Annotated in this window: 24 protein-coding genes, 1 other RNA gene and 1 other annotated feature; of the genes, 2 read left to right on the top strand and 23 right to left on the bottom strand. The window is 45.2% G+C overall.

Going from position 1 to position 24,639, the window contains the following annotated elements; all coding sequences use genetic code 11:
- Positions 1-4: 4 nt before the first annotated feature.
- The 17 genes from NST56_RS14695 to cymR all read right to left on the bottom strand — a co-directional run bounded on the left by NST56_RS14695 (position 5) and on the right by cymR (position 16,249).
- Positions 5-1,273, bottom strand: a complete 1,269-nt coding sequence (locus tag NST56_RS14695; RefSeq protein WP_095714641.1) for a U32 family peptidase — start codon at positions 1,271-1,273, stop codon at positions 5-7.
- An 18-nt stretch (positions 1,274-1,291) separates the two neighbouring features.
- Complete coding sequence (locus tag NST56_RS14700) at positions 1,292-2,221, bottom strand: peptidase U32 family protein (protein ID WP_268445710.1); 930 nt, start codon at positions 2,219-2,221, stop codon at positions 1,292-1,294.
- A gap of 5 nt (positions 2,222-2,226) precedes the next feature.
- Entirely contained in the window at positions 2,227-2,880 is a 654-nt protein-coding gene (locus NST56_RS14705; protein ID WP_168748337.1) for an O-methyltransferase, read from the bottom strand.
- 151 nt (positions 2,881-3,031) lie between these two features.
- Positions 3,032-4,114 carry an endolytic transglycosylase MltG gene (gene mltG / locus NST56_RS14710; protein ID WP_339177418.1) on the bottom strand — a complete coding sequence of 361 codons (1,083 nt, stop codon included), beginning with the start codon at positions 4,112-4,114 and terminating at the stop codon, positions 3,032-3,034.
- 126 nt (positions 4,115-4,240) lie between these two features.
- Positions 4,241-4,522, bottom strand: coding sequence for a DUF1292 domain-containing protein (locus NST56_RS14715; protein ID WP_010335105.1), 282 nt, complete (start codon positions 4,520-4,522; stop codon positions 4,241-4,243).
- A 17-nt stretch (positions 4,523-4,539) separates the two neighbouring features.
- A complete protein-coding gene (gene ruvX / locus NST56_RS14720) occupies positions 4,540-4,956 on the bottom strand; it encodes a Holliday junction resolvase RuvX (protein ID WP_010335106.1) in 417 nt (138 codons plus the stop codon).
- Between the two features lie 7 nt (positions 4,957-4,963).
- A complete protein-coding gene (locus tag NST56_RS14725) occupies positions 4,964-5,230 on the bottom strand; it encodes an IreB family regulatory phosphoprotein (RefSeq protein ID WP_003225903.1) in 267 nt (88 codons plus the stop codon).
- An 84-nt stretch (positions 5,231-5,314) separates the two neighbouring features.
- Complete coding sequence (alaS, locus tag NST56_RS14730) at positions 5,315-7,951, bottom strand: alanine--tRNA ligase (protein ID WP_268445706.1); 2,637 nt, start codon at positions 7,949-7,951, stop codon at positions 5,315-5,317.
- Between the two features lie 333 nt (positions 7,952-8,284).
- A complete protein-coding gene (locus NST56_RS14735; protein WP_326333912.1) occupies positions 8,285-9,346 on the bottom strand; it encodes an AI-2E family transporter in 1,062 nt (353 codons plus the stop codon).
- 114 nt (positions 9,347-9,460) lie between these two features.
- The gene (locus tag NST56_RS14740) at positions 9,461-9,595 is read right to left on the bottom strand and encodes a YrzQ family protein (protein ID WP_010335109.1); all 135 of its coding nucleotides are present in this window, start codon (positions 9,593-9,595) and stop codon (positions 9,461-9,463) included.
- Positions 9,596-9,616: 21 nt separating this feature from the next.
- Positions 9,617-9,808 carry a hypothetical protein gene (locus tag NST56_RS14745; RefSeq protein WP_010335110.1) on the bottom strand — a complete coding sequence of 64 codons (192 nt, stop codon included), beginning with the start codon at positions 9,806-9,808 and terminating at the stop codon, positions 9,617-9,619.
- 10 nt (positions 9,809-9,818) lie between these two features.
- Positions 9,819-10,298 carry a PRC-barrel domain-containing protein gene (locus NST56_RS14750; protein ID WP_229146667.1) on the bottom strand — a complete coding sequence of 160 codons (480 nt, stop codon included), beginning with the start codon at positions 10,296-10,298 and terminating at the stop codon, positions 9,819-9,821.
- A gap of 103 nt (positions 10,299-10,401) precedes the next feature.
- Entirely contained in the window at positions 10,402-12,798 is a 2,397-nt protein-coding gene (locus NST56_RS14755; protein ID WP_339177426.1) for an ATP-dependent RecD-like DNA helicase, read from the bottom strand.
- Positions 12,799-12,822: 24 nt separating this feature from the next.
- A complete protein-coding gene (locus NST56_RS14760; protein ID WP_081720842.1) occupies positions 12,823-13,479 on the bottom strand; it encodes a tetratricopeptide repeat protein in 657 nt (218 codons plus the stop codon).
- A 47-nt stretch (positions 13,480-13,526) separates the two neighbouring features.
- Complete coding sequence (mnmA, locus tag NST56_RS14765; protein ID WP_286058251.1) at positions 13,527-14,642, bottom strand: tRNA 2-thiouridine(34) synthase MnmA; 1,116 nt, start codon at positions 14,640-14,642, stop codon at positions 13,527-13,529.
- Positions 14,643-14,670: 28 nt separating this feature from the next.
- Positions 14,671-15,813 (bottom strand): cysteine desulfurase family protein, encoded by a 1,143-nt coding sequence (locus tag NST56_RS14770; protein ID WP_268445692.1) that lies wholly within the window; start codon positions 15,811-15,813, stop codon positions 14,671-14,673.
- Between the two features lie 19 nt (positions 15,814-15,832).
- Positions 15,833-16,249 (bottom strand): cysteine metabolism transcriptional regulator CymR, encoded by a 417-nt coding sequence (gene cymR, locus NST56_RS14775; RefSeq protein WP_003225879.1) that lies wholly within the window; start codon positions 16,247-16,249, stop codon positions 15,833-15,835.
- A gap of 201 nt (positions 16,250-16,450) precedes the next feature.
- Here cymR and NST56_RS14780 point away from each other — a divergent pair, with 201 nt between their 5' ends.
- Positions 16,451-17,716, top strand: coding sequence for a replication-associated recombination protein A (locus NST56_RS14780; protein ID WP_326218079.1), 1,266 nt, complete (start codon positions 16,451-16,453; stop codon positions 17,714-17,716).
- 42 nt (positions 17,717-17,758) lie between these two features.
- On the opposite strand, the gene NST56_RS14785 is transcribed toward NST56_RS14780, so the two are convergent.
- From NST56_RS14785 to NST56_RS14805, 5 genes are all read right to left on the bottom strand, one after another.
- The gene (locus NST56_RS14785) at positions 17,759-18,523 is read right to left on the bottom strand and encodes a tRNA threonylcarbamoyladenosine dehydratase (protein WP_229146653.1); all 765 of its coding nucleotides are present in this window, start codon (positions 18,521-18,523) and stop codon (positions 17,759-17,761) included.
- Positions 18,524-18,606: 83 nt separating this feature from the next.
- Positions 18,607-18,799, bottom strand: a non-coding RNA gene (gene ssrS, locus NST56_RS14790) — 6S RNA.
- Positions 18,800-18,859: 60 nt separating this feature from the next.
- Positions 18,860-20,638 carry an aspartate--tRNA ligase gene (gene aspS, locus NST56_RS14795; RefSeq protein ID WP_339177432.1) on the bottom strand — a complete coding sequence of 593 codons (1,779 nt, stop codon included), beginning with the start codon at positions 20,636-20,638 and terminating at the stop codon, positions 18,860-18,862.
- Positions 20,639-20,651: 13 nt separating this feature from the next.
- Entirely contained in the window at positions 20,652-21,926 is a 1,275-nt protein-coding gene (gene hisS, locus NST56_RS14800; RefSeq protein WP_339177435.1) for a histidine--tRNA ligase, read from the bottom strand.
- Positions 21,927-22,015: 89 nt separating this feature from the next.
- Positions 22,016-22,246 (bottom strand) — a binding site (T-box leader).
- A gap of 56 nt (positions 22,247-22,302) precedes the next feature.
- Positions 22,303-22,473 carry a YrzK family protein gene (locus tag NST56_RS14805; protein WP_010335119.1) on the bottom strand — a complete coding sequence of 57 codons (171 nt, stop codon included), beginning with the start codon at positions 22,471-22,473 and terminating at the stop codon, positions 22,303-22,305.
- Between the two features lie 132 nt (positions 22,474-22,605).
- Here NST56_RS14805 and NST56_RS14810 point away from each other — a divergent pair, with 132 nt between their 5' ends.
- Entirely contained in the window at positions 22,606-24,159 is a 1,554-nt protein-coding gene (locus tag NST56_RS14810; RefSeq protein ID WP_339177438.1) for an SH3 domain-containing protein, read from the top strand.
- 27 nt (positions 24,160-24,186) lie between these two features.
- Here the strand turns inward: NST56_RS14810 and dtd are convergent, their stop codons facing one another.
- Positions 24,187-24,627, bottom strand: coding sequence for a D-aminoacyl-tRNA deacylase (dtd, locus tag NST56_RS14815; RefSeq protein ID WP_229146639.1), 441 nt, complete (start codon positions 24,625-24,627; stop codon positions 24,187-24,189).
- Between the last annotated feature and the right edge of the window lie 12 nt (positions 24,628-24,639).

Genomic DNA, 24,639 nt, shown 5'->3' on the forward strand with positions numbered 1-24,639 from the left:
GTGATTACTTCCCCTTTCTCATCATGTTGCTCGGATAAATCTTTTTGTCTAATTTGAATTTGACAATTTGCAGGGGATGGCGGGCAGCGTCTAGCTCATTTCCGTCTTCGTCCCAAATGGTTTCAATCGTATGTGTAAAGTTTTCGATTTCCGGACCGAAAAATTCCACTTCGTCACCTTTTTTGAAGAAATTGCGCTGCTGAAGAGTGACCATTTGTGTATCCTCATCATAATTCAGCACTAAGCCGACAAAATCAAATGTTGTTTTTTTGCCGTGCTCGCCGAACATTTGCTCTTCATAGCCTGGTGTTCCTTCGAAGAAGGCTGTCGCAGTGTCACGGTTGGCGCATTTATCAAGCTCTTCCAGCCATTCTTTTTGAATCACAAAGTTATCGGGATCAGCGCAATAAGCGTCAATTACTTTACGATATACGCTGACAACTGTCGCTACGTAGTGAATGGATTTCATCCGTCCTTCAATCTTTAAGCTGTCGATGCCCATTTCAATCATTTTCGGAATCGACTCAATCAGCTTCAAGTCTTTCGGACTCATTGCAAACGGAGCATCTTCTTCACTGTATAAAGCAACGGCATTGGCCCCGTCGGTTTGATATAAATCATAATCCCAGCGGCATGACTGGCAGCAGCCTCCGCGGTTGGAATCGCGGGCTGTCATGTGATTGCTCAGGACACAGCGGCCGGAGTATGCAATACACATCGCACCGTGGATAAAGGATTCAATTTCGATATCTACTTTTTCTTTCATTTCTCTGATTTCGAGCGCGCTTGTCTCACGGGCCAGCACCACACGGTCAAGCCCTTCTTCCTTCCAGAACTGAACAGCCTTCCAGTTGGAGAGAGATTGCTGCGTGCTCAAATGAACCTCAACGTGAGGCGCTACTCTGCGGCAGGTTTCGATAATAAGCGGATCGGCCACAATGATGCCGGCAACGTTGGCGTCGCCGAGAGCTTTTAAATATTCTTCAAGCCCATCAATATTCTCGTTATGAGCAAAAATATTTGTTGTGACGTAAATTTTTGCGCCGTATTTTTTCGCAAATTCCACGCCCTCTGCGATTTCTTCAATCGTAAAGTTATCCGCATTTGAACGAAGCCCGTATTCCTGCCCTCCGATAAAGACGGCGTCCGCTCCGTAATGTACAGCAATTTTCAGTTTTTCAAGATTCCCCGCAGGCGCGAGAAGCTCTGGCTTTTTCGTAATGACACGCTTACCATCAACTATTTTAGAAATCTTATCATTTACGGCAGTCATAGCGTAACCTCCTTTTCATTAATAAACCGTTTCTTTAAAGAAGAAGCCGGTATCTATTTTTCTGTTTACTGGCTGAATGTTTTCAATGCGTTCGATCCAGTCTTCTTTTTTCGCTTCATATTCGTCACGGTTTTCCGCACACAGATCAATCGCTTCTCTGTACATGCTGGTGACTTCCACTAAGTATTCAGATGATTTCAGAACACCGTCGATTTTGAACGAATCGACTCCCGCATCTATTAGATCTTCAAGTTCATCAATGATACACACATCGTTCGGGCTCATGATATGTGTGCCGTTCTCATCTTCGAAAATCGGATATTTGTTATGGCGCTCCTTATCATGCAGGAACATGCCGGATTCTTTTTTCTTTCTTTCAATGTCCATGACTTTGCCCTGGTATTCGAAATAGTTTCCGATCAAGGAACGTTTCGATTGGAACATGCAGGTCATTCCATGCACCTGAACTTCAATTTCAACTTCTGCGTTTTCTTTGATCTCGACAATGCTGTCCATATTTAATTCTCTGGCAAGCACAGATCGAGCCGCGCCTTTACGTCCCCAGTAGTTGCATGTGTAATAGTTGGTTCCTGTCGTTTCTGTGCTCCAATGAAGCTTCAGATCCGGCGCTGATTCACGCGCAGCCATAAGAACGGCAGGATCGCCGAATACAGCTGCATCAACGCCCGTTTCCGCTAAGAAAGCAAGATAATCGCCAAGTTCTCCCACTTTATCGTTATGAAAAATTCCGTTTACGGCAACGTATACTTTTGCTCCTTCATTATGGGCAATGTCTACAGCTTTCCTTACCTCTTCACGAGAAAATTCCCCCGCTAATCTCAGACCGTATCTCTGTTCCCCAACTAAAAACGCAGTTGCCCCCGCCTGAATCAACGGCAAAATGTCTGCCGTACTTGTCGGTGTGACTAAGAGCTCTGGTTTTTTCATGACGTTCACCTCTTCTTTTTACTAATCGCAAGCCCGTCCCCAACAGGGATAATCGCAGTTTGATAATCCGGATGATTCATCAGCCAATGATTATACTCATCGATTTTCGATACCAGCCTGCGCCTTCTTTTTGATTCTATTTTGCTGTAATCCTCTGCCACCAGACCTTTAAACAGCACATTGTCTGTTAAAATCACCCCGTCTGGCGAAAGCATCGGTTCATATAAGTGAAAAAAGTTTTGATATTGACCTTTAGCAGCATCAATGAAAATCACATCATATGGCGCTGTGACATGAACGGCTTCTGCTAATTCAAGCGCGTCCCCGTAAAACACATGGATTCGGTCATCAAGCTGAAAATCCTTTATGTTGTGAACAGCTTCCTCATGGCGTGTCTCATTGCGTTCAATCGTATATATTTCTGCAGACGGCAGTGCCAGCGCCATTCGAATGGCCGAGTAACCGATAGCCGTTCCGATCTCCAGTATTTTCTTCGCCTGTTTGACTGACAAGATTTGGAGCAGCACTTCTATGCCCGCTTTTTCCATAATCGGAACATGATGTTCTTCCGCATATGCTTCCAGCTTCCTCACGTTATCCGGCTGAGGCTTCAATAATGCTTCTATATAGTCATTTATTTGTTCATAGCGGTCTGTCACAACAAACAGCCTCCCGTTCTAAAAAGGAGTGCCCCAGTCTTTGACACAGGACACTCTCTGAGCACAACTTGTATACGTTAGTAAACAACCCGATATATTTTATCATAAAACCTTACGAAATGCGAATAAAAGGAGAGCTTTTGCTCTCCTTTTATTTCTGATTTTTTGCCGAAATATATTTTTCTTTTGCTTTATTATGTTCTTTTAATGTTTTCGTAAATACGACCTCACCGTTTGATTTTGCTAAAAAGTACAGATAGTCCGTTTTATCCGGATGAAGCGCCGCTTCCCAAGAAGACATTCCGGCATTGGCAATCGGACCTGGCGGCAGACCGGTGTTTTTATACGTATTGTACGGCGAATCGATTTCAAGGTCCTTATAAAGCACCCGGTCTTTATGTTTGCCAGCCGCATACAAGACGGTCGGATCTGTCTGAAGCGGCATCTTCTTTTTCAGCCTGTTATAAAAGACGCTGGATATTTTATGGCGATCGGCTTTTTCAGTCGCTTCCTCTTCGATCAAAGAAGCCATCGTCAGCAGCCTATGCACAGAAAGCTTTTCTTTCTTCATTTCTGTTTTGTATGTCTTCACATAAGAATCTGTCTGTTTCATCATCTCAGTTATGATGTCCTCAAGCGACGTATCCGGATCGTGGAATGGATATGTAGCCGGGAATAGGTATCCTTCCAGCGGCTGCTTTATATTTTTCTGAAAAACATCGTTTGTAACGGTGTCCGGAAATTCCTTTTTCAGCTGATTGATAAACGTTCTATCGTCCAGCTTTGCCATGACCTGTTTTGTTGAGTATTTCGTTTCCTCAGCAATGGCTGTGGCGATTTGTGTCAGCTGTTTCCCCTCAGGCACCGTAATTTGAAAGGCGTAGCTTGTAGCCCCGTTTGTCAGCTTCTTGATAATGGCATCCAGATCCATTCCTTTGTTCAGATGATAGTACCCGGCTTGGAATCCCGAAGCTTTTTTATATTTCACATAATACTGAAATGCCTTTTCACTTTTTATGACATTGTTTTCCTTCAAAATCGATGCGATCGCAGATACAGATGATCCGCTCGGAATGTTAATATTAACTGTCGTTTTATTGTTTTTTTCAACAGGTTCCAGCAGTGATTTCCCATATAAAAATGCTCCGCCTATGATGAGAAGCAGCACAATAACGGAAGACAGTACAATTCTTTTTTTATTTAGAAATGATTTTTTTTGCTGATTAATATACATAAGGTCTCCTCCCATCAGCTTTTATACTACATGATTCATGCTGTTTCGGCAATTTATTACAAAAAAACGTCTCTTGATAAGCAGAAAAAAAGCCGGAGCAGTATAGGCTCCGGCTTTTGCGCGGTTTTACTCTTCGTCTTCTTCCGCTAAAAACGTGTTTAATGTCTCTTCGATCATATCCCATTCTTCATCGGTTTCGATCGGGAATAGTTCGCCGTCTTCACCATCTTCGTTTGGCGTAAAGCTGGAAGCAAGAATTTCTACTTCTTCGTCATTCTTTGTCTCAATTGGGTAGTACAAAACATAAGATTTGCCAAACTCTTCGTTTTCAAATGTAAACAGCACTTCGCAAAGCTGTTCATTTCCTTGATCGTCAACAATTGTAATATTTTTTTCGCCGTGTTCCATTATATTCACCTCTGGCTTTAATTTAAACTGTCAAGATATCCTTGCAGAATCATAACAGCCGCCATTTTATCAATGACTTTTTTTCGTTTCTGCCTGCTGACATCAGCGGCAATCAGCATTTTTTCAGCCGCCATTGTGGTAAGACGCTCGTCCCACAGCACAACAGGTACATTGTACGTGGTTTCAAGCACTTTCGCAAATGCTTGGCTGGCTTCGCCTCTCGGTCCGACAGTTCCATTCATGTTTTTAGGAAAGCCGAGCACGATCTTATCTATAGTATAGTCTTTTGTCAGTTCAGATAAACGAGGTAATCCGTAATCGCCCTCTGCTTCATTTATCTTTATGGTCTCAATGCCTTGAGCAGTCCAGCCCATTTCGTCGCTCAGAGCAACACCGAGTGTCTTGGTTCCTAAATCGAGCCCTAATATTCTCATTGTTTATTTACGCCTCTTTATGCTGTTCTAAATAAGACTTCACCAATTCCTCGATTAATTCGTCTCTTTCAAGTTTGCGAATTAAATTGCGAGCGTCACGATGCCTAGGAATATAAGCGGGATCACCTGACAGCAAGTATCCGACAATCTGATTGATTGGATTGTAGCCCTTTTCCTGAAGCGCGTCATACACTGTAATCAGCACCTCATTTACGTTAGTTTCGGCAGAATCATCGGAGAAATTAAATTTCATCGTTTTATCAAACGAGCTCACCGTTTTGCACCTCTTTCCCAAATTCGCAGGCAAAGTTCAGCCTGGGGTCCTTATCTTACCATCATTCTACACTACATGGGCAAATTATAAAACGGATTTCACCCAATCTTCTACAGAAGCCAAGGCTTCTTCTAATTTTTCCGGCTGCTTTCCGCCTGCCTGTGCCATGTCCGGACGGCCTCCGCCGCCTCCGCCGCAAACTTCCGCGGCTTGTTTAACAAGCTTGCCGGCATGAAGGCCTTTCTCAATCAGATCCTTAGTAACACCGGCAGAAATATTGACTTTATCATTTTGCACAGCGCCAAGCACGATGACCGCAGAGCCGATTTTTGCTTTCAGTTCATCAACCATTGTACGGAGATGGTTCATATCTTTGGCGTTTACCTTTTCCGCAAGCACGCTGACACCATCAACTTCTTTTACTTTTGATAGTATGGCGCCTGCTTCAACGTTGCCGAGTTTCGCCAGAAGAGATTCATTTTCTCTTTGCGCTTCCTTCAGCTCAGCCTGCAGCGCAGCAACGCGTTTCGGCACTTCTTTGATATTTGTTTTCAGTTCATCGGCAGTCTGCTTCAAAACGGAGATCTGGCTGTTCATTTCTACGTAAGCGCCTTGTCCTGTTACAGCTTCAATCCGTCTAGTGCCAGCTCCGATTCCAGACTCAGATACGATTTTAAATAAGCCGATTTCCGCTGTGTTGCTGACATGGCATCCGCCGCAAAGCTCAAGGCTGTAATCTCCAACTTGAACAACCCTTACAATGTCACCGTATTTTTCTCCGAACAGAGCCATAGCTCCCATTTCTTTTGCTTCAGCGATCGGTTTCAAATCTATGCTGACCGGGATGCTTGCCCAAATCTTTTCGTTTACAATAACTTCAATTCGTTCGAGCTCTTCTTTTGTCACTTGCCCGAAGTGTGAGAAGTCGAAACGAAGGCGGTTTTCAGTTACAAGAGAGCCCGCCTGATTGACATGCGTTCCGAGAACATCTTTCAATGCCTGGTGCAATAAGTGCGTTGCCGTATGGTTTTTAATGACGCCGCTTCTCATATGATCTTCAACCTCAGCTGTTACATGCATGCCTTTTTGAACGGTTCCGCTCTCGACAACACCTTCATGCACATGCTGGCCGTTCGGCGCTTTTTGCACATCTTTCACTTTTACCACTGCCTGCTCGCTGCGTAAAAAGCCTTTGTCGCCGATTTGACCGCCGCTTTCCGCATAGAAAGGTGTTTCGTCAAGAATGATCTGTACAGTTTCGCCTTCATGCGCTTCGTCAATTAACTGGCCGTCCCGCAGAAGCACAATCACATTGGCATCAGCCTTTGTTTGGGAGTAGCCGACAAATGTGCTTTCTTCTGTTATGTCGCGTAATGCGCCGCCCTGCACCTGCATGCTGCCGACATCCTGACGAGCATTTCTGGCCCGCTCGCGCTGCTGGTTCATTTCTTCTTCAAAGCCTTTATGGTCAACTGTCATGTTCTCGTCTTCCGCATATTCTTCAGTCAGTTCAACTGGGAATCCGTACGTGTCGTAAAGTTTAAACACATCCGCACCTGAAATGACGCTGCTGCCCTTATCTTTTTCCTTTTTGATCATTTCTGACAAGATGGCAAGCCCTTCATTCAGTGTTTCGTGGAAGCGTTCTTCCTCTGTTTTAATGACTTTTGAGATGAATTCTTCCTTCTCTTTGACTTCAGGGTAGAAAGCAGCCATGATCTCAGCAACAACCGGAACAAGATCGTACATGAACGGACGGTTGATGTTGATCGTTTTGGCATAACGCACAGCGCGGCGCAATAAACGTCTTAATACATAGCCGCGTCCTTCATTTGACGGAAGCGCACCGTCACTGACAGCAAAAGCAACCGTTCTGATGTGGTCGGCGATGACTTTAAATGCAGTGTCTTTTACATTGTCTTGGCCGTATGCTTCACCAGAAATCGTTTCTGTCGCTTTGATGATTGGGACAAACAAATCAGTATCGAAGTTTGTCGGGACATTCTGGATGACAGATACCATTCTTTCAAGTCCCATGCCTGTATCAATGTTTTTCTTTGGAAGCGGCGTATAGGTGCCGTCCGGGTTATGGTTGAACTCAGAGAATACAAGGTTCCATACTTCAAGGTAACGGTCATTTTCTCCCCCAGGATAAAGCTCTGGATCATCTGGATCGTTCCCGTACGCTTCACCGCGGTCGTAGAAAATTTCTGTGTTCGGTCCGCTCGGCCCTTCGCCGATGTCCCAGAAGTTCCCTTCCAGGCGAATAATTCTTTCTTCCGGAATACCAATTTTTTTCGCCCAGAACTCATATGCTTCTTCATCTTCCGGATGAACCGTAACAGAAAGAAGCTCTTCATCAAAACCAATCCACTTGTCACTCGTTAAAAACTCCCAAGCCCATGTGATCGCTTCTTCTTTAAAGTAATCGCCGATGGAAAAGTTTCCAAGCATTTCAAAGAATGTGTGATGGCGCGCGGTTTTACCCACATTTTCAATATCGTTTGTTCTGATTGCTTTTTGAGCGTTTACGATTCTCGGATTTTCCGGCACAACGCGGCCGTCAAAATATTTTTTCAGCGTTGCAACACCGCTGTTGATCCAAAGCAGTGAAGGATCTTCATGCGGCACTAATGACGCGCTCGGCTCTACAGCATGTCCTTTTTCTTTAAAGAAATCCAAAAACATTTGACGCACTTCAGCAGAAGTTAAGTGTTTCATTGTATTTCCTCCTCTATAAAAATCGAAATTCTCTTCAGTGACAGCAAAAAAGCCCTCCCCCTATGCAAACCACACGTTTACACAGGGACGAGAGCTGTCTCGCGGTACCACCCTGATTACGGGCCTTATGATTCGCCCGTCACCTTTCATCCCATAACGCAGGATGTGCGGCAGCGATTAACTGCACTCAGGATTAGCTTCCTCCGATCTTCTGATAAAGCTCCTTTCAGCTTACGGAGCTTCTCTCTTTAACAGGGCTTCGGCGTACTCAGATCCGTCACTCGAGATTCGTATGTATTCTACGAGAAATTATAGACAAGCGGCACGCCAATGTCAATGCTCCGTCCGCATCCGCAGAAAATGGATCATCATCACCTTTAAAACAGCCGCAGCAGGCACTGCCAGAATCATGCCGACAATCCCCGCCAGCTCTCCTCCGGCAAGAAGCGCAAGCATAATCACTACAGGGTGCATCTTGAGGCTTCTGCCGACAATGAACGGACTGAGGACATTTCCTTCCAAAAACTGAAGCACGAACACTGTAATGACAACGACAAGGACGGCCTTCACAGACATCGTCATCGCAATTAAAAGCGCAGGAATAGCGCCGATAAAGGGCCCGAAGTACGGGATGACATTCGTAATACCCGAGATAAGACCTAGTATCAGCGGATACGGAAGGCCAAATATCCAAAACGTAATACCGGCTACGGCTCCGAGAATCAAGCAGACGAGCAGCTGGCCGCGAATGTAATCACCGAGAGAATCATCTACATCTAGCAAAAAAGCGCTGCCCCGCTTCCTCCACGACTTCGGCGTCAAATACCACACCGTTTTTTTCATTAATTCGATGTCCTTAACCATATAAAACACGAGAAAAGGAATTGTTGCCGCGATTAAGAAATAGTCGAGCACTTTACGGATTCCGCTGATTGCCCCTTCGATTGTGCCGGCGAAAAACGCCTCCGTCTGCCTAATCATTTTGTCTATGCGGTGATGCATGCCGTCCGGCCAGTCATCTGTATGATTATGCACATGAAGAAGGAGCCCATTGTACGTCTCGGCAAACATAGGTATATTTTCTGATAAATCCGTCAGCTGAACAATTAAAACGGGCACACCCTTATATAATGCCCATCCCAGCCCGCCAAAAAAAAGAACATAAATGACCAAAATGCTTAATGTCCTTGGCAGACCTTTGTCATGAAGCCACTCAGTGACCGGCAGTAATAAATAAGAAATAAAAATAGAAATGATCAAGGGAATAAAGATTGATTTTATGACGAGCCACAGGGGTGACCATAACATATCAAGCATACAAAAGACATAGACTGTTAACAGGACCAATAAACAAATGGCCACCCATAACAAAAGCTGCACCGGTTTCTGGAGCATCTGCTTTCACCTCTCCTATATCTTTTGAGGATTATAAGGAATTATTCTTTTATGTTTTCCCTTCACTGCTGGCTTATATAAAAAGGATACTCTAAAGAGAGTATCCTTCTTTCCTTAAAACATTTTCATCATTTTTTTTCTCATCCGCTTCATGCTTCGATTATTATTCAGCATGTCAGATTGAGTCGCCATTCGGTACACGAGAGCCCCAGCTCCCATCGCCAAAAGAGAAGTCATTGTCCGATTCATCCTGCGCATCTCCTTTCGATATTAAAAATTGATGCTGCGTTCATCCTCAGAAAACAAATCATCCAGGCTGCTTAGCGTTCCGTCTTCTTCCACTTGATGAGTTTCAATCTTCCCCTTGACCACTGTCAGCTCAATGAAACAGCCCCAGCAATAATATTGGTTCACGCCGATTTTCCCGATGTCCTTACTTTTGCAGTTCGGGCATATAAGCATACTCACACCTCTATCCGTTCAGAACGATCTCGTCTTTCCGCACCTCTACAAGCGAATCTGCTCTTTGGATGTGGCGTTTACATCCCGCCAAGTCAGAAAAGAAACCGTCCGAGAGTTCATATGCTACGATTATGCCCCTGTCCAAACAAAAGTATACATCTTCCAGCATCCCCAAAATATCACCCTCTTGCGATTTCACGAGCTTCATTTTCATCTGCTCATATGTGAAGCATGATTTCGGAAGAGGCAGAAGCTGCTCTGCATTGACTGCAGCCAATATCCGGTCATGAAGAATGCAACTGATATCACATGCACGTAAAAGCGCATGATGGTTATGAAAAAGACGTTTTTGTTCAAGAATAAATCCGAGACAATTTCCTTCAAGAGAAAAACAAATATCAGAAATCGTCCCAAGATAAACAGAAGTTTGTTCTGAATATACAGGAAATCCTTCTACCTCATGGCATGTTCTCAAAGTGTGATCAACCACCTTTTGTTGAACAGGCTTAGGTTTTGCTTTTCACCTTTGACACATACGATGAAATCACTTCCACCCCCAATGAAAAAAGCCCCCGCAAACACGGGAGCCCCTTTTACAGCTGTTCTTCTTTCATAAAATCGAATGGCGTAATGCCTTCCATTCCGATATTTGCGTCGTGCACGCTGAACGGGAGCTCTTTTTGCAAAGCTGCAAGCTCAGCATCCATTTCAGCCACCTGCGCTGACAGCCTGTTTTTTAGTGAGGTCTGTCTGACAGTCGCGTCATTATTTTTCACGCCCCACTCCAGCGCTTCCTCTTCCCCGCATAAAATGAGAAATTTCTTCGCCCTCGTGATAGCGGTATATAGAAGGTTTCTTCTGAGCATTCTATAGTAGCCCTTCACTACAGGAAGAACCACGATCGGAAATTCACTGCCCTGCGATTTATGAATAGAGCAGCAATACGCATGAGTAAACTGACTGAAGTCTTTTTTCGTAAACGTCATTTCATTGCCGTCAAAAGAGACAACAGCCATGTCTTCTTTTTCTGTGTTTTCCTTCGCATAGAAAATGGAAGTGATTTCTCCAATGTCGCCGTTAAACACATTGTTTTCCGGCTGATTGACAAGTTGCAAAATTTTATCCCCGGTTCTATAGACAACGTCGCCGAACTTAATTTCCCTCCGCTTTTCTTTTGGAGGGTTTAAAATATCCTGCAGCATCACATTCAGCTCATTGATTCCAGCTTTCCCTCTATACATCGGGGCGAGGACCTGAATATCTTTTGCCGTATATCCTTTTTTCAATGCATTCGCGACAACCTTCTCAACCACTTCTTTAATTTGCGAACCACCGCAGCGAATAAAGGAGCGATCCTTTGTCGGAGCAGTCAGGTTATTTGGAAGCAGCCCGTTTTTCATCTCGTGGGCAAGCTCGACAATGGACGATCCTTCCGCTTGTCGATAGATGTCTGTCAGTCTTACAGTCGGAATCACCTGGGATGCCAAAAGGTCTCTGAGCACTTGACCGGGTCCGACGGAAGGCAGCTGGTCTTCGTCTCCGACAATGATAATTTGAATATGATCAGGGATCGCTTTAAACAAATGATTCGCAAGCCATATATCGAGCATACTCGCTTCATCGATAATCAAAAGCTTCCCTTCAATTGGCTGGTCCTCTGTATGAGTAAATCCTTCCGCACCGTTCCAGCCGAGCAGCCGGTGTATCGTAACAGCCGGAAGACCAGTTGACTCACTCATTCGTTTCGCCGCTCTGCCTGTAGGCGCGGCCAGCACAATCGGAAAGGCTTCATCTTTTTTATAATCCGACGGATCAAGTGAAACACCGTGAAGTTCTCCATACAATTCCACAATGCCTCTGATTACCGTTGTTTTTCCTGTACCCGGTCCTCCCGTTAAAAGAAGCATCGGTGACGACAGCGCTTTTTGTATCGCTTCCTTCTGACTCGGCGCGTACTGAACATTCATACGCTCTTCCAATTCTCCCAAAGCCATCAGAAATTCCGATTCAGGAAACTGGTCGTCATATTCAGTTTGGCTTGCGATCTGTTTCACACGCTTTGCCACATTTTGTTCAGCTAAAAACAGCGACGGAAAGTAACATCGTTCATCTTCTATAACAATATCCTTATTTTCTCCAAGCGCAATAATCGCGTTAGCGGCATCCATTTCTGCAATGCGCTGCCCATCTGCCGCTGACTGGTTTAACAGCGTTTGGGTTTCGATAATCAGCTGTTTCGTTTCTATGTACGTATGCCCTTCTGACAGGCATGTCGTTTCTAGCGTGTATAAAATAGCCGCTTTTACCCGCTCAGGATGATTCCCTGAGAGCCCCATTCTTCCGCCGAGCTCATCTGCTTTTCCAAACCCGATGCCTTCCACGTCTCTCACAAGCTGATAAGGGTTCTCCTGAATTTTTTCCAGCGTCTCGGATTCATAGGCCTGATAGATTTTCATAGACAGCTGAGGGCCGAAGCCAAATTGATTCAGCGAAATCATAATTTGCTCCAGTCCCTGATGCCGCTGCAAAGCACCGGCAAGGGTGTCAGCTTTCTTTTTTGACAGTCTCGGAACATCATAAAGGACTGAAGAATCAGCCAAAATTTTATTAATCGCTCTGTCACCCAGTTTTTTCACAATCTCTTCAGCGGTTTTTTTACCGATTCCTTCAAACAGATCGCTCGACAAATACTGAATGACGCCTTCTTTTGTTGTCGGGATCTCCTTTTTGAAGTGCTCAGCTTGAAATTGCAGTCCGAACTTTGGGTGAGTAACGGTTTTTCCGTAAAACGTGTAGGTCTCTTCTTCTTGAAGCGCAGGGAAGTAGCCCGTCACGGATACGACTTTATCTTCAATAGCTTCGGAGGTCTCTGTGACTTTCACTTTCAGAACCGTATATAAATTGGCGTCATTGTGATAAATGACGGTGTTTACTGTCCCTTTTAAAAAGGGCTCCTCCTCCATTTTCAGCTGATCCGGGTGCTGCTGCACGAGCCGTCCCTCCTCCTGAGCTTTTTATGATGGGTCGATTAGTTTTTTTGCATGAAGCGCCAGCATATGATCCGGCTGGATTTCGATTGCCTTGTCCAGCATTTCAAGCGCTTTTTCACGATTTTCTTTATAAGCATAAGCGACACCGGAATTATAAAACGCATCCGCGTGCCCCGGGTCTTGCTCTGTTACAGCTTCGAATTGGCTGAGTGCTTCGTCCAGCATGCCTTCGTTCGCCAAGCACATCCCGAATTGGAAACGCGCTTCTGTATCGTCTTCATTCAGCTCGACCGCTCTTTGTAAATATGGCAGAGCGAGCTTAGGCTGCTCAAGCTTTACGAGAACCGTTCCGAGCATGTAGAAAAGATCACCGTTCTCCATTCCGGCACGCAGCGCTTTTTCAAACATGTCTTTTGCTTCTTTGTACATTTCTTTTACCACATAGACATTTCCTGCTCCATAATAAGCAGTGGCGGCGCTGCTGTCTAATTCAAGCGCTTTATCATAAAACGCTAAAGCCCGTTCCAGTTCATTTACGGATGAAAGCAGGTTCGCAAAGTTAATATACGGAATTGCGTCTTCTTTGTTTTCTTCAATCGCTTTTGTAAAAGCCTCTGCCGCTTTTTCGTAATCGCCTTCCTGCATTGCCGCTATACCGGCTTCATTGTAATCCACAGTCATCTTCCTTTCATTAAAAAACCCCAACTCGCTGTTGAGGTTTTTTCATTTTATACATACCACAATTTTGTGCCATCTTTATATACGTCATCAATGGTTCCGCCGCCAAGGCATTCTTCGCCATCATAGAAGACAACGGCTTGTCCCGGTGTGACAGCACGAACCTGCTCGTCGAAAATAACCTCCGCTTCGCCTTCTCCAGTCATTCGAACTGTAACTTTATGGTCTTCTTGACGGTAACGGAATTTGGCTGTGCAGGAAATTTCTTCGCCATCCATTATATCCGAACGAACCCAGCTGATATTAGTCGCTGTGATTTTATCGGAGTAGAGGAGCGGGTTGTGGAACCCTTGGTCGACGTAAAGGATGTTCTTTTCAAGATCTTTACCGACCGCAAACCAAGGCTCGCCGCTTCCGCCGATTCCAAGGCCGTGACGCTGACCGATCGTGTAGTACATTAATCCGTCGTGGCGTCCTTTTACTTCACCGTCCATCGTCATCATATCACCCGGCTGCGCAGGGAGATATTGACTGAGGAATGTTTTGAAATTGCGTTCGCCGATAAAACAGATGCCTGTACTGTCTTTTTTCGCCGCCGTTGCCAGATCTGCTTCTTTGGCAATTTCACGCACACGGCTCTTTTGAAGCTCGCCGATCGGGAACATCACTTTGCTTAGCGTATCTTCTGTCAGCTGATTCAAGAAGTACGTTTGATCTTTGTTTTCATCAATGCCGCGCAGCATTCTGACTTTGCCGCCGCTTCTGTCGACCCTTGCATAGTGGCCAGTCGCTAAATAGTCGGCGCCAAGTGACAGTGCATGCTCCAAAAATGCCTTGAATTTAATTTCTTTGTTGCACAGCACATCCGGGTTTGGTGTTCTGCCTGCTTTATATTCATCGAGGAAGTATTGAAATACCTTCTCGTAATATTGCTTTTCAAAATTAACGGCATAGTACGGAATTCCGATTTGATTGCAGACGCGGATCACATCTTCATAATCCTCTGTCGCCGTGCAGAAACCATTTTCGTCCGTATCATCCCAGTTTTTCATAAAGATTCCGATTACGTCATAGCCCTGTTCTTTTAACAGCAGAGCCGCCACAGATGAGTCTACTCCGCCGGACATGCCGACAACGACTCTTGTATCCTCCGGCCGTTTTTCCATTTCATTCACTCCAATAATTAAGTCCGCCTTATTGTGTCAGCCGCTTTACAACAGCAGCCACATGTTTGGCAGCGGTTTTCACTTGCTCAGCCGTATTGCCGAGACCGAAGCTGATTCGAATTGAGGACGTCAGCCGGTCGCTCTCTTCACCAAACATGGCAGTCAGAACATGTGACGGCAGGACTGAACCAGCCGTGCACGCTGATCCGCTGGAGACCGCGACTCCCGCCATATCAAGATTTACCAGCAGTGCCTCCACAGATACACCGGGAAAATAAAGGTTCATGACATGCGGAAGGCTATGCTCTTGATCTCCATTGATCTCGAATGCCACACCGGCATCCTTAAGCGTGCCGGCTATGATTGTTTTAAACGATTGATACTTCTCGTTTTTTTCGTCCCGATCTTCGCCCGACAGCTTGACCGCTTCTTTCAGCCCGACAATTCCCGGAACATTTTCTGTTCCGGCACGGCGTTTTTTTTCTTGCTCTCCTCCGAATAACAACGGAGAAAGCTTTACATCTTTACTTGCATATAAAAAGCCTGTCCCTTTTGGCCCGTTGAGCTTGTGCCCAGAAACAGACAGAAGGTCAATATGGCTGCTTTTCACATCAATTGAAAAAAACCCGAATGCCTGAACAGCATCGGTATGAAAATAAGCCGTGTGTTCCTTCAGCAGCTGGCCGATTTCATCGATCGGCTGCACAGTTCCGACTTCGTTATTTCCATACATCACCGTCACAAGGATTGTATCATCACGTAGTGCTTCTTTCACCTGATTTGCACTGACTCTGCCGTTTTGATCAACATCCAGATATGTCACTTCAAATCCGTCTTCCTCCAGTTTTTCACATGTGTGAAGCACGGCGTGATGCTCAATTTTTGTCGTGATGATATGTTTTCCCTGATTTTTTCTGGCAAGCGCAGTTCCCATTATCGCTAAGTTGTCAGCTTCCGTTCCCCCGCTAGTGAAAATAATTTCCTGTTCTGCCGCACCAATTTCAGCTGCAATGTGCGCTCTTGCTTCGTCCACCCATTTCCGTGATTCCCTTCCAAATGAATGAATGCTGGATGGATTGCCGAAATTTCCGGAGAAATGCGGTATCATTTTCTCCAACACGCGATCATCCATCGGAGACGTTGCGGCGTGATCCAAATAAATCCGTTCCATTTTGTTTTACACCTCTGATCTAAATATAGAACATATAAGCTTCTTGCTCTCCATCTGTGTAGCTGGCAAGGTCCTCTAATGTTGTGCTGTCTAACACTTCTTTGACAGCGTCCCGTATGCGGATCCACAGCTCCCGTTTGGCAGGCTCCTCGTCTTCGAGCACTTCCACAGGGCTGATCGGGCCTTCAAGCACGCGGATGATGTCTCCAGCTGTAATGGCATCCGGCTCACTTCCTAATACGTATCCACCATAAGCGCCTCTGATGCTTTTGACTAAGCCCGCATTTCGGAGCGGTGATACCAGCTGCTCTAAATAATGCTCTGACAGATTATTCGTCTGTGCGATGCTTTTTAATGAAGTCGGGCCTTCGCCATGCTTTTTCGCGAGCTCGATCATAATGGTGAGACCGTATCTTCCTTTAGTTGATATTTTCAACATGAACACCTCTGTTATTTCATGATTTTCCACATATATAATGGTAATTTCTATATAATTCGTCCGTTTATTAAATAATAGACCAACTGCTATTATAGCATACCTTGTTCGAATTTTCATGGAAGCCGGCGGAAACGCGGCTTCCCCCTTTTCTAATTTCCGGATTTCCGTTACCCTGTAATTAAGTAAGGAGAGATGATGATGAAGCCATTGGCATATCGGATGCGTCCGACGAAAATAGAGGATATTATCGGCCAGCAGCATCTGGTGGCTGAAGATAAAATTATCGGCAGAATGGTTCAGGCAAAACATTTGTCATCGATGATTTTGTACGGGCCGCCCGGAATTGGAAAAACCTCAATCGCAACAGCAATCGCCGGTTCAACAAGTATTGCTTTCCGCAAGCTGAATGCCGTTATTAACAATAAAAAGGATATGGAGATCGTAGCTCAAGAAGCCAAAATGTCTGGCCAGGTCATTTTGATTTTGGATGAAGTCCACAGACTTGATAAAGGAAAACAGGATTTTCTATTGCCTTATTTAGAAAATGGCATGATTATTTTAATCGGCGCCACTACAGCTAACCCATATCACGCCATAAATCCGGCCATCAGAAGCCGCACGCAGATTTTTGAGCTTGAGCCATTAACACCCGAATTGATTAAACAGGCTTTGGATCGGGCTCTTCATGATGAGCACCGGGGGCTTGGCACATACTCCGTTTCTATTGATGATCAGGCGATGGAGCATTTTGCCCAAGGATGCGGGGGCGATGTCCGTTCCGCTTTAAATGCGCTTGAGCTTGCTGTATTGTCAACAAAGGAGTCTGCGGACGGCGTGATTCACATTACATTAGAGACTGCGGAAGAATGCCTGCAGAAAAAGAGTTTTTCTCACGATAAAGACGGTGATGCGCATTATGACGTATTGTCCGCCTTTCAAAAATCGATCCGAGGCTCTGATGCCAACGCCGCTCTTCATTATTTGGCTAGATTAATTGAAGCGGGTGACTTGGAAAGCATCGCGAGAAGACTGTTGGTTATCGCCTATGAAGATATCGGCTTAGCCAGCCCGCAAGCAGGGCCGAGGGTGCTGCACGCAGTTCAGACCGCCGAACGGATTGGGTTCCCTGAAGCGCGCATACCGCTGGCCAATGCGGTCATTGAGCTCTGCCTCTCGCCGAAATCCAATTCAGCTATTCTAGCTATCGATGAAGCGCTCGCGGACATCAGAGCAGGAAAAATCGGCGATGTCCCAAAACATTTAAAAGACGCGCATTATAAAGGGGCACAGGAACTAGGAAGAGGCATCGACTATAAATACCCTCATAATTATGAAAATGGATGGGTTGAACAGCAGTACCTCCCTGATCCTTTAAAGAACAAGCAATATTACAAACCGAAGCAGACTGGTAAATTTGAATCTGCGTTAAAGCAGGTGTACGATAAATTAGTAAAAAGAAAATAAAAAAACAGCCTTGAATATGCTTCAAGGCTGTTTTTTATTCCATTATTTATCCTTCACGCGTTTAATTTCAATCTCTTTCAAAAGATCCATGACAACATGACCGCCCATAATCAAGCCTGCAACAGACGGCACAAAAGCATTAGAGGACGGCGGCATTTTGGCTTTGCGAATTTTCGCATCGTCATTTCCGACTTCTTTTCTGACGTCTTCCCGGATCACAATCGGGCTTTCATCGGAGAAAATGACTTGAACGCCCTTTTTGATGCCTTCTTTACGGAGTCTCGTACGAACCACCTTTGCGATCGGGTCAGTATGCGTTTTAGAAATATCAGCGATTTGGAAACGTGTCGGGTCTGTCTTGTTCGCAGCACCCATGCTGGAGATCAGCGGAATATCACGTTTCAGACATTCTTTCATTAAATGGATTTTATAATGAATGGTGTCTGACGCATCAATCACATAGTCAAGGTTATACTCAAAGAATTGCTCATACGTTTCTTCCGTATAGAACATTTTTAATGAAATCACTTCACACTCAGGGTTAATGTCCGCAATCCGCGCTTTCATTAAATCTACTTTCGGCTGACCGACAGTAGAAAGAAGAGCATGAAGCTGACGGTTTACGTTTGTAATGTCCACATCATCCTTATCAACAAGCAGGATGCGCCCGACGCCTGAACGTGCAAGCGCCTCCGCTGCGAACGATCCGACGCCCCCAACTCCGAGCACAGCAACTGTGCTGTTTTTCAGCGTTTCAAGGCCTTCTTTTCCAATAGCTAATTCATTGCGTGAAAACTGGTGTAACAAGAACCTCACTCCACATTCGTAATCTGGTTTTCCTATGATAAATGGCTGTTACACAAACAGCCGTTTTTTCTGCGCATAAAAAATAAAGTCCCAATTGTGCCGTTGCAGCTTTCCTTTGTTTTGAACCCGCTCTCAGCAGGTGGGTGCCCTCTTTTAAATCTTGTAAGTCCTCTTTACCGAATGAAAAGAGGCATGTACGCCATTTAAAAATGCGGGCTCCCAAATCAAAAAAATGTTCGGTCAAAACTAGGTGTACAACTAACACATCAGGACTTTATTTAACTTGTCAAAATCATATCACAGACAATTTTGATTTTCAAGAATCGAACTGCACATTCAGTTCTTTACTTTTGATTTGAGAGAAAGATGAAGCTCATCAAGCTGTGCGTCGCTTACTTCTCCCGGCGCATCTGTCATCAGACAGCTTGCACTTGCCGTTTTCGGGAAGGCGATGGTATCTCTCAAATTCGTCCGTCCGGCAAGAAGCATAACGAGACGGTCTAAGCCAAGCGCAATTCCGCCGTGCGGAGGAGCGCCGTATTCAAATGCCTCAAGAAGGAATCCAAACTGTTCGGCTGCTTCTTCTTTTGTGAAGCCAAGCAGTGTAAACATTTTTTCCTGAATATCCTTTTCAAAAATACGGATCGATCCTCCGCCAAGCTCATAGCCGTTTAAGACGAGGTCATAGGCTTGCGCTTTCATGTCCTCAGGCGCTGTTTCAATCAGCTCAAGGTCTTCACGGACAGGCATTGTAAACGGATGGTGCGCTGCGTAAAAACGGCCTTCCTCCGCATCATGCTCTAAAAGCGGCCAGTCAATCACCCATAAGAAATTGAAGAGGTTTTCGTCAATGAGTCCGCGTTCTTTCCCAAGCTTTAAGCGCAGGGCGCCGAGTGATGCGGCAACAACTTCGAATTTATCCGCTCCGAACAGCAGCAAGTCACCCTCAGCGGCTTCAAGCGCTTCAATTAGCTTAGACTGCTTTTCATCATCAAAGAATTTGGCGATTGGGCCTTTCACTCCGTCTGCTTCGACCTTCACCCAAGCAAGTCCTTTCGCTCCGTAATTTGCGGCAAACGCACCTAGAGCATCAATGTCTTTTCTTGAGTAATCGCCGGCTCCGCCTTTTACGTTGATGGCTTTGACTACACCGCCGTTTGCCACAGCTGATGAGAACACCTTAAATTCAGTATCTTTTACAATGTCAGACACATCTGTTAAAAGCATGTCAAAGCGAGTATCCGGTTTATCAGAACCGTATTTGTTCATCGCCTCGTCATACGTCATTCGAGGAAGAGGAAGCTTGAGTTCCACACCTTTCGTTTCCCGCATAATCTTTGCCATCATATCCTCAGCCAATGACATGATGTCTTCCTGGCTCATAAAGGACATTTCAATATCGATTTGCGTAAACTCAGGCTGGCGGTCCGCACGCAGGTCCTCATCGCGGAAGCAGCGGGCAATTTGATAATAGCGTTCCACACCTGAGACCATCAGAAGCTGTTTAAATAGCTGCGGAGATTGAGGCAGCGCATAGAACTCACCTTCATGCACACGGCTCGGCACCAAGTAATCACGTGCGCCCTCAGGTGTGCTTTTGGTTAAAATAGGCGTTTCAATATCAAGAAACCCGTTTTCATCTAAAAAGCTCCGAGCAGCTCTTGTCACGTTATGGCGCATCTGCATTGTTTGAAACATAGCCGGTCTGCGCAAATCTAAGTAACGGTGTTTTAAACGAACATCCTCTGATACGTCTTCCGCTTGATCAGAAATAGCAAACGGAGGTGTCTTCGCCGCACTCAATACAGTCACTGCATCAGCGTGAATTTCAATCGCGCCTGTTTTCAAATTCTGATTCACTGTGCCTTCTTCGCGCGCAACCACTTTTCCTTGAATATCTAGAACGTATTCGTTTCTGATGCCTTCCGCAATAGCAAGTGCTTCTTTTGATACATCAGGGTTAAAAACGACTTGAACAATTCCAGTACGGTCACGCAAGTCAATAAAAATCAATCCGCCGAGGTCCCGTCTTTTTTGGACCCAGCCTTTCAGCGTTACAGATTCGCCAATTGCTTTTTCAGTCATTTCGCCGCAATAATATGTTCTTCCAAACAATGCGTTCCACTCCTTATCCCTTTTGGTTTGCTTTCATCACATGTATAAATTCATCAAGAGCCACTTCAATCTGTTCGCCTGTTTTTGCATCCTTTACATTGATTTTGTTTTGAGCAAGCTCATCCTCTCCCAAAATCGCAATAAATCTGGCGTTGAGGCGGTCAGCTGTTTTAAACTGGCCTTTCATTTTTTTATTTTCGTAATCAATCTCACTGGAAATGCCGGCTTCTCTCAGTTTGTATACCAGCGAAACGGAATAATCCTTCGCTTTTTCGCCAAGCGTCACGATATAGCAGTCAATTCCCTGGTCAACCGGCAGTTCTCTTTTTTCAGCATCAATTGCGGCAAGCAGGCGTTCAATGCTCATCGCAAATCCGATGCCGGGCGCCTCTGGTCCGCCGATTTGTTCGACCAATCCGTCATAGCGTCCGCCGCCGGCAAGCGTTGTAATCGCGCCAAAGCCCTCCGCATTGCTCATGATTTCAAATGCGGTATGGTTATAATAATCCAGCCCTCTCACAAGGTTAGGATCAATTTCATAAGAAATGCCGAGATCGTTTAAATATTGCTTCACTTTTTCAAAATAAGCGGCTGATTCTTCATTTAAGTAAGTAAGAATAGAAGGTGCCGATTTCATCAGCTCATGATCCCGGTCCTTTTTGCAATCCAAAATTCTGAGCGGGTTGGTGTGCAGGCGTGACTGACAGTCTGAACAAAATTCCTCGATGTGCGGCTCAAAGTGTTTCACGAGCGCTTCTCTGTAGCTTTTGCGGCTGTCCCGATCGCCAAGACTGTTTATCACAAGCTTGACGTTTTTCAAGCCGGCCTTCTGGTAAATACCCATCGCCAGCGCCATTACTTCAGCATCTATTGCAGGGTCTTTCGAACCGATCGCTTCGATGCCAAACTGATAAAACTGGCGGTAACGGCCCGTCTGCGGACGTTCGTAACGGAACATCGGCCCGACATAATACAGCTTTGTCGGCTGAACAGGATTTGCAAATAATTTATTTTCATTAAAAGCGCGAACTGTTGCAGCAGTTCCCTCGGGGCGAAGCGTCAGGCTTCTGCCTTTGCGGTCCTGGAAGGTGTACATTTCTTTTTGCACAATATCCGTAGACTCCCCGACGCCTCTGGCGAACAGTTCTGTATGCTCAAAAATCGGCGTGCGGATTTCTTTATATTGATAAGTTCGGCAAGTGTCTCTCATGATTTGTTCAACATACTGCCAGCGCTCTGATTCTCCAGGCAGAATATCTTGTGTTCCTCTTGGAATGTTATATCCCATGTGTAGACCTCCTATGTATTCCTTATAAAATATACATTTATCGTCAATGATGAAAATAAAAAAAACTCCCGCCCCTACTATACACTTATAGTAGGGACGAGAGTTATACCCGTGGTGCCACCCTAGTTGGAATATTTTCGTATTCCCGCTCGATCCTTTAACGCAGGTTCACGTTCACTGCCTAATGACGGTATCACGCGTTCAGCAGGAAACCTCCGGAGTGTTGTTTCGAGAAAGACGCAATGGGAGCCGCTTTCAGCCTGGGGCGGTTCCTCTCTAGCCATGCAATCTGACCTACTCTTCTCCATTATTGGTTCAACAATTTAATTTATTATGTACTCGATTTCTATTATAATAATGGCATTGCTGTACTCTGTCAAGCTTTATTCCGGTTGTTTTTCTGCTGTGATGCTTCTTTGGACATAAGACCAAATTCAGTTGCCGTTTCAGTGAGATAACCAATTGTATCTGGATCGGCATGATCACTGAAATGCAGGTTTCCTTCGCCGTCGTGAAATGCACGCCCCATTTTTGGATGATATTTCATGATTTGCACACCTTTTTCATTGTATTTATGCCTAGTATAAACAAATCATTTTATTTTTATTTAAAAATCAGAAAGGACTTTACGATATTAAAAAAGAATGCTTTTTTTTAGATCATTAGAAAGGAGGACACAATGAGCAAGAAACACTTTGTTCTTATTGTATGTATTATCGTCGCCGGGGCGCTTTTCCCGCCATTTTCTGCCGTTACAGCCGCTCAGGGAGAAGCGGTCATCGCAACAGATGAAATGAATGTCAGAAGCGGCCCGGGACTTAGCTACGGCATCATGGCGGAGGTGAAAAAAGGAGAACGCTACCCCATCTTGAAGGAAGACGGAGACTGGGTGCAAATACAGCTTGGTTCCGGAGAAAAAGGGTGGGTTGTCTCCTGGCTTATTACTAAGGAAAAACAGGCAGGCACAAGCTCCACTGACAGCAGTAAAACTGTTACATCAACAGATCCCGATTTACGGATGAGAACAGGCCCTGGTACATCATACGAAGTCATCGGCAAATTCCCGCAGGGCAGCCAAGCCTCAGTGATTGAAAAGGATTCCGGCTGGGTCAAGATTTCATATCGAAATTCCACCGGATGGGTATCATCCGAATACGTCACATCAGGCAGCGGCAGTTCAGCGTCTGAGGAAAGTGATCAGACAGAATCATCTGGTTCAACAACGGGAACGGTTGGCGTTTCTTCACTGAATGTCAGAGGCTCCGATTCACATGATGCAGCGATTATAACAAAACTTTCACGAGGAACGAAACTTACAATCCTCGAAGAGAAAAACGGCTGGCTCCATATTGAAGTGAATGGGCTAAAAGGCTGGGTCGCAAGCCATTACATTGTGACCAGTTCTCACCCGGATGAAAATTCAGCTGATGTCAGCAGTTCAGACAGTACCAAAAAAGCCTATATCGTATACGAAGGAACGAATTTAAGAAGCGATGCCTCAACGTCAGCTTCTATCGTTAAACGCACAGCCAAAGGCGATGCGTACACCATTACCGGATCAAAGGGCAGCTGGTATGAAGTAAGACTTGACAATGGGCAGACCGCTTATGTCGCCAACTGGGTTGTGCAGACGTCTAAGAGCGCTGAAGAATCTGGGGAGCCGCCTGTCGCTGATTCCGCTTCCGGAAGCGGGTCGCTGAAAAATAAAGCGATTGTTGTCGATCCGGGGCATGGAGGAAAAGACAGCGGAACAGTCGGCTATTCAGGCCAATTCGAGAAAAAACTGACGATCAAAACGGCGCAATTGCTGGCCAGCAAACTTAGATCAGCAGGAGCAGACGTGTATGTGACACGGCAGGATGATACATTTGTCAGCTTACAGTCACGAGTCTCGACGTCTCATTACCGCAACGCAGACGCCTTCATCAGCATTCATTACGACAGCTTTGCGGATACTTCTACAAGGGGCAGCACAGCTTATTACTACAGTCCTGCAAAGGATCAAAATCTGGCAGCAGATGTACACTCTGAAGTGGTTAAGCGATCTTCAATTCCTGACCGCGGGGTACTATTCGGAGATTATTATGTGCTCCGCGAAAACAAACAGCCCGCTATGTTGTACGAGCTAGGATATGTAAGCCATCCGCAGGAAGAAGCCATTGTACACAGCAATTCATACCAAGAAAAAGTAACAGACGGAATTGAGAGCGGATTGGAGAAATATTTTCAATAAAAAAAGCTGCCAAAAGGCAGCTTTTTTTTATTTTGAATCCATAATCAATGTAACCGGTCCGGAGTTTGTGAGCTTTACATCCATCATAGCGCCGAATTTTCCGGTTTCTACTTTGATTCCTTTTTCACGAAGCAAGTCATTCCATTTTTCATAAAGACCCAAAGCCTTATCAGGTTTTGCGGCGTTCATGTAGTTCGGGCGCCGTCCTTTTCTCGTATCTCCGTAAAGCGTAAACTGTGAAACAGACAAAACCTCTCCGCCTGTATCCAGAAGCGACAAATTCATTTTTCCATCATTGTCATCGAAAATGCGAAGATTCACCATTTTTTCCGCTAAGTAAGCAGCATCCTCTTCTGTATCATCGTGAGTAATGCCAACCAGGACCATAATGCCTTGTCCAATTTGGCCGATCACATCTCCATCAACGGTTACGCTTGCTTCTGTTACTCGCTGAACGACTAATTTCATTTTCTGACTCCT

Source organism: Bacillus sp. FSL R5-0560, assembly GCF_037966305.1.
GTDB lineage: Bacteria > Bacillota > Bacilli > Bacillales > Bacillaceae > Bacillus > Bacillus mojavensis.